This window comes from Sphingomonas sp. BAUL-RG-20F-R05-02, assembly GCF_022662305.1.
Classification (GTDB): domain Bacteria; phylum Pseudomonadota; class Alphaproteobacteria; order Sphingomonadales; family Sphingomonadaceae; genus Sphingomonas.
In genome coordinates this window covers 1-2,174 of sequence record NZ_JAKNQH010000052.1, presented here as the reverse complement: position 1 = coordinate 2,174, position 2,174 = coordinate 1, and the positions used below count along the sequence as shown (strand labels likewise).

Below are 2,174 nucleotides of genomic sequence, written 5' to 3'. Positions count from 1 at the left end.
CGCGCATCGCGGAGAGATGCGGGCGAGCGACGTCGAGCGCCGCTGCAACCGCGCTCATAGACCACCCCCTGGCAACGAGGTCGAGCGCAACAGCAGTTTTTTGGCCTGCGGCCCGGGAGACGGTTCGAAAACACAGAGCGCACCAAGAGGTAGCTTGTGGCTTCCATGCAAGGCAACTGGCGCATAGTATCTGATCAAATGATCCTGATGAATGACAGGGTTGCCTGTAAACCGTAGATCCAAGGCTACGTCACGTACATCTAACACCGGCGTAGCGGCACACGCGCGTTTTCGCGCCAGCGATTAGGGCGTAAAATGAGCGAAGAGCTTAGCAATGGAGCGGCAATCAGCCTCCGTTACGCAGGAGAGCGCTTAAGGATTGCTCAGGAATTGGCAGGTAACCTGCGCTCGAAGGGTGAGGTCATGGACAAGCGGTACTGGTGGTTGTTCGACGCGGCGCTTTTCGTCGGCTGGTCCAGCATGCTGCTAATTGCGGTCGTCGTGCTTGGCCGCATGCTAAACGGGTAGGTCGCTTTAGCGGAAGGTGCTAAGCCGGATCACCGGAAGATTACCGCTGTTTCAATTAACTGTTCGACGTTCTCTTCATCAGTGACCTTCAAGGTGCGCAGCGCCACAGGAAGAAGCGCCTCTTTCAAAGGAGGATTTCTTCGCCGTTCCTCCATGTGACGCATTTGTAAGTGGCGGAAGGCTGACATCATACGCCACTAGGCAGCTGCAATCGGTGAGAGGCCGGCGCTTCCGGAGGTGCGTATGCAGAAATGGTACTGGCGAGTTTCCGATGTGATACCCCATGCGTTCCTCGTGGCGTACATTGACCAAATGATCTGCAGGCACTTCTGTCTCTTGGCCTGACGCCCAAGGAATAGTCCGTAGTCGTCACTAGTGACCTAATTTACTAGGAATCAGTTCAACGCATAACAGGAACGTTTCATCGTTTCGTAGCGCTTGATGTCCGAGGGGGGCGAGTCGAGTGGCCAATACTTTTGTGATGCACAGTACAAAGGCGCGAGTTAATAGCAGCGGTCCAACGCCTAGAAATGTCAACTCGCAAGATAAAACTCCGCAAAACCATAGGTGTGATAGCGACCAGGAGGGTGATTTCGAGGAGATTTGGCAAGAATTTTGTGATAGCATGATGCCTCGTCGCCCTAACGCTTCGCACGGCGAATAACTCTAGTCGCCCGAGCGGCTGACGCGGCGGAGACGCCCCCGCCGCGTGACGACGACTGTAAAGTAGCGCGCGCACTAGCTTATTAGAAAAAGGGTCGCCCGAAGGCGACCATGAGCATTCTATGGGAAAAAGCACACTCACTTCGCGTGCGGTAGGAGAGTATCGTATTTCTACGTAGGAAACGAGTCGATTATTAAAGCTTGTTCCAAACCTCAAAGATGAGAAGCTGCGCTAGATTTGCATTAATTAACCAGATCAATAAAAACAGCCGCACTGATGATCTCACAGTCTTACGATGGAGGAATTCTACGCCACGAATGTCCACCTCCAGGTTGAGGCTCGTTCATCCCTGAAGCGCTATAATCAGGCAGCTTAAGGAGAATCGATGTGGGTCTTGTGAATATGACGTTGTGCGTGACTGCCGAGGAAGCTGCGCAACTAGCCGACAAGATACTTGCAGGTATCGAAGACCCACAAGGCAAACTTTACGACCCGATTGTGATGATTGGTCTGATCCTGGATACGGCATCAAGGAGCAACGGCTTAACCGCTGTTTCTTCCCCAATTTACGAGTCCCCTTCGGCATACGAGAGAACGGGCAAACAAGCGCGGCTTACGGATTGTTAGCAACGCGGCGGAGGGAGTCTCCGCCGCTCCATTCAAAAATGGCGCTTTTGTGCGGTATTCCAGCGGTATCGGCTAGGGCTTACCCCAGCCGATACCCTCACCGCTCCTCCGTTTCGGGCGATGAGTTCGCCGACACGCTTCCCCGCGCCGGCGCTTGCCGATCCGACGGTATAGGTCGTCTGGATGTCCAAAAGGTTAAAGCCGGCGAACACAGCCCGGTGCGAGGCACTCGAAGTCGTCGCCTTAGTCGTTCTCGCAATTTAGTAGGGCGGATCCAGGTAGAACAGCGCCTCGGCCGGTCATAACGGCGGACCACATCAGCGTAGGCCAGGCACTCGATCTTCACGTCAGCGAG

At 54.5% G+C, this 2,174-nt stretch carries 1 protein-coding gene; it reads left to right on the top strand.

What is annotated here, in order from left to right; all coding sequences use genetic code 11:
* The first annotated feature begins 315 nt into the window (after positions 1–315).
* Complete coding sequence (locus tag L8F97_RS22365; RefSeq protein ID WP_242154940.1) at positions 316–528, top strand: hypothetical protein; 213 nt, start codon at positions 316–318, stop codon at positions 526–528.
* The last annotated feature ends 1,646 nt before the right edge of the window (positions 529–2,174 follow it).

Excerpts from the sequence above, each read along its gene's own strand:
- L8F97_RS22365 (WP_242154940.1), top strand. The coding sequence starts at position 316 with ATGAGCGAAGAGCTTAGCAATGGAGCGGCAATCAGCCTCCGTTACGCA.